The sequence below is a fragment of the Rickettsia sp. TH2014 genome (assembly GCF_019249195.1).
GTDB lineage: Bacteria > Pseudomonadota > Alphaproteobacteria > Rickettsiales > Rickettsiaceae > Rickettsia > Rickettsia felis.
Genome location: NZ_MXAX01000114.1, coordinates 1 through 6,342, shown reverse-complemented (window position 1 = coordinate 6,342; position 6,342 = coordinate 1). Strand labels below are relative to the sequence as shown.

Below are 6,342 nucleotides of genomic sequence, written 5' to 3'. Positions count from 1 at the left end.
TACGTAATTCTTCTCGCAATGACGGAAAAAACAATAATTAATAAGAACGGTCCAAAATAAATCTAATAATCGAAAACAAATAATCTTTATAACCATTCTGAACCGGAATTTTATTTAATAACTTATTTGCTTCATTTTCTAAGTTACTCAAATAACTAACTGTTTCATTATGAATTTCATGTTCAATCATCAAATCACGTACTTTAATAAACTCATCATTAGTACGCTTATCGCATTTAATTATATTTTCAAGCCAGAGCTGCTTATCTTGCTCTAGCTTATTATATAAAAAAATCAGCGGTAATGTAACTTTTCCTTCTAAGAAATCATCGCCGATATTTTTGCCTACCTGTTTATCATTACCCAAATAATCAAGTAGATCATCTATAACCTGAAATATCGTTCCGAGTAATTGCCCAAAGTCCCGCATATCTTTAGAAATATGGTCTACCTGTTCTGCTATAATAGCTCCAACTTCACAAGAAGCTCCAAATAGTTCGGCGGTTTTAGATTTAACTATTTGCTGATATTCTTCGATAGTTATAATGCGTCGTTCATTTAGCTTAACTAGCTGTACTACCTCCCCTTCGGAAATAATTGCTGAAGCTTTAGCTAGAACATTCATAGCTTTAATAGAGCCGGAAGCGACCATTAACTTAAAAGACTGGCTAAAGAGGAAATCACCCACTAAAATACTTGTTTTACTTCCCCAAATAACGTTAGCGGTAGGTTTGAATCTTCTTAAAGTGCTGTCATCTACGACATCATCATGAAGCAATGTGGCGGTATGCATGAATTCAACGGCACTTGCGAGCTTTATATGATTATCGCCTTTATAATCAAACATTTTAGCGGTTATTATAGTTAAAAGTGGACGAATTCTTTTACCCCCCGCCTCTAGCAAATATTTACCTACTATTTCTATTAATTCTTCATCACTTTTTAAACAGCTAATGATTAAATCGTTTAACTTAGTTACTTCATCTTTTAAATCTTGCTGTATTTTTACTATAATATTCATGGTATTTTTTTAAATTTTTCTGTCATTGCGAGGAGAGGCGAAGTCTCGACGTGGCAATCTCAGAAATTTTGTACTATTTTCACGATATTGCCACGCGGTCTTCGACCGTTTAGCTTATGACGACTAACGAGGTTCATTAATTATACATTCCTCTAATATTTTTTGATTAACACTCGGAATTAACTCCATAATTTTTTCTTTTACATTTTCACCGAGTTTCACTTTTTTTACTGCTGCTTGGTATAAAGATAAATAATATAAAGGTATAAGTTTATTTATATCATCTATATTACCTATTTTAGCTTTGTTTAAATCGGATAAATCAAACTCATACTCAATGCTAGCGTCAATTAAATTAGATGAGTTCGGGTGATCGGATATAGTTTTTAAAAATGATTTTAGAGCATCTCCATATACTTCTTTGCTCTCTTTGGATAAGTTTTTAAAATCACCTACCCCATATACATATAGACTTAAAACATCTATTATTTTAGAGTAATCATTAATTACTATCGTACCTTTACTGTAAGAATCTTTAAGAGTATTTACTATAGTTTCATTTGTTATATTAAATCCCGATGCGTTTGAATATAGACTTAAAGCATTTATCTGTGCTCTAGTTAATTTATTTAATTCAGTAACTAAATTAATATTTAAATTAAAATTATATCGCCTATCTTCAAAAATACTAAAATTATATTGTTTATTATTATTTAAAATATAGCTTAGTTCATTATTCAAATCTTTATATAGATTATTATCGGTGAGTTTAAACAGATAGGTTTGCCTATCGTAATATTTCTTTATAAATTCTAATGAACCTATTATAAAACCAGGTTTTAGCTTAAATTGCGAATCTATTAAAAGATCAATATTATTATTGCCGAAATCGTTTAACTTACCTTTATATAATAAATTAATATTATTTTCAAAGTTATTACTATTTATTTTTGCATTAGTAACTTCAATTGTTAAATCTTTAGCAATATCTTTAAAATGCAAACTACTAGTACTAATCAAGAAATTACCGGAAAATTTGAAATTATTATTCCAAGCGGGTCTATATAATAATAAGCCGGCAGGTATTATTCTATCTTCAAGGTTACTTTTTACTATTTCGGTTTCATAATAAATTTCTAATTTTTGCGGTATATTATCAAGGAAATCCTGTTTACTTATATAATACTTACTTTTGTCAAATAACATAGTAAGTATAGTATGAGCTTCTTCATATAATTTTTGATTATCGACTAAGTCAAAAATTTCTGTTTTACCGGAAGTAAATTTAATATTTTCTATTAAATTTATAACTTCAAATAAATCTTTTTTTGATCGTACTATTTCAAATAATTTAAAATTTAACGGTATTTTTGTTGATAATATACAGTTCTCATTATAAAACCTTACTCCAAAGCCTCTTTGAACCGGCTTAAATTTTCCGAATGCTTCTCCGGAAAAATTTATAAATAATTTCTGTTTAAGTAAATCATAACCGATATTTATCGGTGAGGTAAATTCAATTACTCTATTAATACTCTCTTCTTGCCAATTAATTACCGAAATACCTAATTTAAAAGGAAAACCATATGGCTGAACTTTAGAAAATTTAATAAGATATTGTTGATTAGGATTATTATCAGTCTCTTCTATATTAAGGTTGGTACCGGCATATTTTTGATTTATAGAGTGTGATAAAGAGAACATAATAGTAAACCATAGCCCACTATATGCGAGTATAGTAAAGATAGTTATAAATAATATTATTTTAAGAATTTTTTTCATTTCTTTTAATTTAAATAAGAAATCAAATTAAAGAAATATTTAATTTCATTCCTAGAGCAATAGCGGCACGATCAAGAGTATCAATAGTAACATTAGGGTTGTTAGGGTTTAGAAGTCTATTTACAGCCGATCTACTTGTTTTCATTTTTTCAGCCATTTCTGATTTTGTTATGTGTTTTTGTTCCATAATCTGTTTTATTTGCTGTGCAATAATACGCTTATGAGCTACTGCTGTTACCTCTTCTAATATTCCTATTTCATTAAGAAAATCATCAAAATTAGAACCAATATACTTTTGATTAAGTTTATTCATAATTCTACCTCTTTTTTCTTTTAAATTCTAAGTCTAATTCTTTATCAGGAGTTTTTTGAGATTTTTTTAAAAACCCATGCAATAGAATCATTTTATTAACTGCTACACAAAAAATACTCTTCCTATTTTGCCATCTGTTAAATTTGATCTTACTTCATACATTCCTTTACCTAAAGATTTGCATGCAGGCATTCCAATTGGCCAAAAATATTCTATGACTTTAATGTCTGTACCAATGATTTTACAATCTTTAGGGTCTAATTCAAGTAACCAATCGCGTACCGGTTCTTTTTTAGTTATAGCACGGTAAAATTTTACAGTGAGAGTTTTTGATGTATTAAGCATTATAATAATGTACCATAATTGGTACAATTTAGCAACTAATATAATAAAAAGTATTTAAAACCCAATCTACTTACACAGCTCTATATATTCCTTATTTAGTTTTATAACGTTCCAAATCCATAAACTCATCATAACTATAAAAATTACTAATAAATATATTATAATAGAATCAAAGGTAGCAGTCGGAATAATAATAAATATCAAAGACTGTATAAATGCTCCAAGCGATTTACCGAATTTAGTACCTATTACCTCTACAGCAGCTTTTCCCTTAGTTCTAAGCTCTAAAGATAAAGGGATATACGCCATTTCTTTTGTTGAATCGAATAATGAGTATTTGGACGATTTACTAAGTATGTTCTGAATAGCTCCAACGATAATCGCTGCATATAGAAGATTAAAATCGCCGAAACACGCTCCTATTTCTTCAATAAAAATTATAAAGATAAAAAACATCAAGCCGGTAATAGACAACATAATAGGAGTTAATAATGCAGAACTGAGCCAACCGAGCCTTCTAAGGATGTTGCTGCCTATTACCATGAAAGTAACGCATGATATCCCCATCCAAATATTAAACCTGCCCATAAAGTTAACATAGTCTATAGTGTTTGGATGTAATTCTTTTATTTTTGCTTTCCAAGGTCCTTCGACTATATTTATTAATAATCCATAACAAATTATTAGTAAAGCAATACGACCTATATATTTTGAGTGAATTACTAATTTGATACTTTCAATTACCGAAAGTTTTGTTTTCGTTTTAGTCGTAACTTTTTTTGTATCTAAAACATTTATGGAATCCGTTAAAATAAATCTATTTATTATTCTAAATAGAAACATAGCAACTATTCCTGCAGCAACAATAATTGACATGATTGGCTGAAGCATTATAGCATTTCCGGCAGATAAATTAAAAGAATCCAGTAATAATTCTGAATCAATGACATCCTGCCCGCTTGAGAAAAAGACAAGTACGCTGCCTGCTATTATAAGACCTATATTACCGACCATTCCAAGAACTGGATAGAATCTTTTAGCTTTAGAAGTATCAAAAATGTGATTGGCAAACTGCCAAAACATTAAGTTTATGACTACTGCACTCCATAATTCTGAGAAAATATACATCAGTGCATAACTCCATTTACTACCTATTTTAATGAACCATTTAAAATTAGGGTATGAAGCAATTAAATTATTTATCATTTCATCGTTAGGATGATAAATATCTTGATTGGGATAAATAATATAGGCAAATAATAAGAAAAATAGTAAAAAACTGCCGACTATAATGTAGAAAATATATTCAAAATTTAATTTATTACTAAGCTTAACATAAAGTACGGTAAAAATTACGCACGAGGGTAATACTAACCATAATTTTAAGAAACTAATAATTTCGGCCCCCATAGAGGGTACTACTAAACTATCTTTGATAGATCTTAAAGCCCCAAAATTAAAAAGGATACATAACATCATTAAAGCCATAGGTATAAATAGCTTTAATTCTTTCCTTTCTATAGGCCAAATTATTTCTTTAACTTTTTCAAAGAAAATTTTAGGCGGTAACATTTTTATTGTAACCTTACATATTAAAGTTAACTTTTAAATCTCTTAAGTGCTAAAGTCAATTAAAATAATTAATTTATATTACTCCAAGGTGTTATTTCTCTATATCGCCAGTAATATTTTGTGATTTTATCTAATTTGTCCTGATTTGTCTTCCATAGTTCATGCTTATCGGTAGTCCATGGCTTAGGTCCTGCATAGTGTAAAATGAAGCAAGAAAAATAAGGGCCTTGATCCTCAAAATATGTCAAAAAGTTCCATCTCATCGACAAAGGATAAATGTAATCATGAAAAGCTATATTTAACACATCTTGATCAGGAAGCGAAAAGTCACATTCTGATCTTTTTATAGTTTCTAATATCGCAGATTCAGTTTGTTTTTCTCGCATATTTTTTAAGTTTAAAAATACTATCCCGCTATTTTTGTAAGAATGATCCATATTTCTTTTACATTCTTTTATCAATTTGTGATTACAATATGTAATACCTGTATCTATGCTACCTGCGGCAATATAATTACTCATATCTATTTTTTTAAGAGAATTCAAATCATGCAACACTACAATATCCGCATCAAGATATAATATAGAGTCTAGATGAGGAAAGATTTGATCAAAATATAACCTATACATTACTAAACTAGGCCAATTATACGTAAATTTTATTTTCTTATCTTTTAAAGCTTGATTTAATATATTTTCAGGAAAAGTAATAAAATCTATAGAATAATCTCTGATATATTTCATGGAAGCTAGTTTTTCCATTGATTCTTGACTAACAGGGTCATTAGAATCCATAACAATATGAAATCTATAGAAACTATCTAAATCGCTATTTAGTAAACTAGAGGCTATTACTGTACCGGCATGAATAGCAAACTTATCATTAATAGTTAATGCTATATCTAGTATGTTATTTTTGCCTTATACCGGTTAACTTAATTACATTTTGTATTTCTTCTATGGCAAGCTTATAATCAGTTTGTATGGTTTTTTCATTAAAAGATGACCTGCCTAGTAAGTGAATTAAGCTAAGCCTATATAAACATCTAGCAGTAAGTTCCGGTATATTAAGAGAGATTAAACTATATAATGGACTGAGAAAACAGGACAGAAAAAATAGTACTCAAGTTTCCGAAATAAGTTACAATAAATAGGTAAAACTTAGGAGGAAAGATGAAGAAAAATAAGGTTAGGATTTTCAGTAGTGAAGAAAAGACTAAGGTAGTATTAGAATTAATAAAAGAGGATGCTACCTTAAGTCAATTAGCATCAAAATATGAGATAAGCTCCAAGACAATTCAGAATTGGAA

4 protein-coding genes and 2 pseudogenes are annotated in these 6,342 nt (G+C 28.8%); all 6 read right to left on the bottom strand.

The features are described from left to right. Positions 1–37: 37 nt before the first annotated feature. Entirely contained in the window at positions 38–1,021 is a 984-nt protein-coding gene (locus KYQ89_RS02155) for a polyprenyl synthetase family protein (protein ID WP_218460213.1), read from the bottom strand. A gap of 123 nt (positions 1,022–1,144) precedes the next feature. Further along, positions 1,145–2,803, bottom strand: coding sequence for a hypothetical protein (locus KYQ89_RS02150; RefSeq protein WP_218460212.1), 1,659 nt, complete (start codon positions 2,801–2,803; stop codon positions 1,145–1,147). Between the two features lie 22 nt (positions 2,804–2,825). After that, complete coding sequence (locus KYQ89_RS02145) at positions 2,826–3,116, bottom strand: helix-turn-helix domain-containing protein (protein WP_218460211.1); 291 nt, start codon at positions 3,114–3,116, stop codon at positions 2,826–2,828. A gap of 4 nt (positions 3,117–3,120) precedes the next feature. After that, positions 3,121–3,461: pseudogene (locus KYQ89_RS02140) on the bottom strand (type II toxin-antitoxin system RelE/ParE family toxin). Positions 3,462–3,527: 66 nt separating this feature from the next. Next, a complete protein-coding gene (tlc3, locus tag KYQ89_RS02135; RefSeq protein ID WP_218460210.1) occupies positions 3,528–5,033 on the bottom strand; it encodes a nucleotide exchange transporter Tlc3 in 1,506 nt (501 codons plus the stop codon). Positions 5,034–5,101: 68 nt separating this feature from the next. Next, positions 5,102–6,122 (bottom strand): annotated as a pseudogene (locus tag KYQ89_RS02130) (glycosyltransferase family 8 protein); the annotation flags it as partial. Between the last annotated feature and the right edge of the window lie 220 nt (positions 6,123–6,342).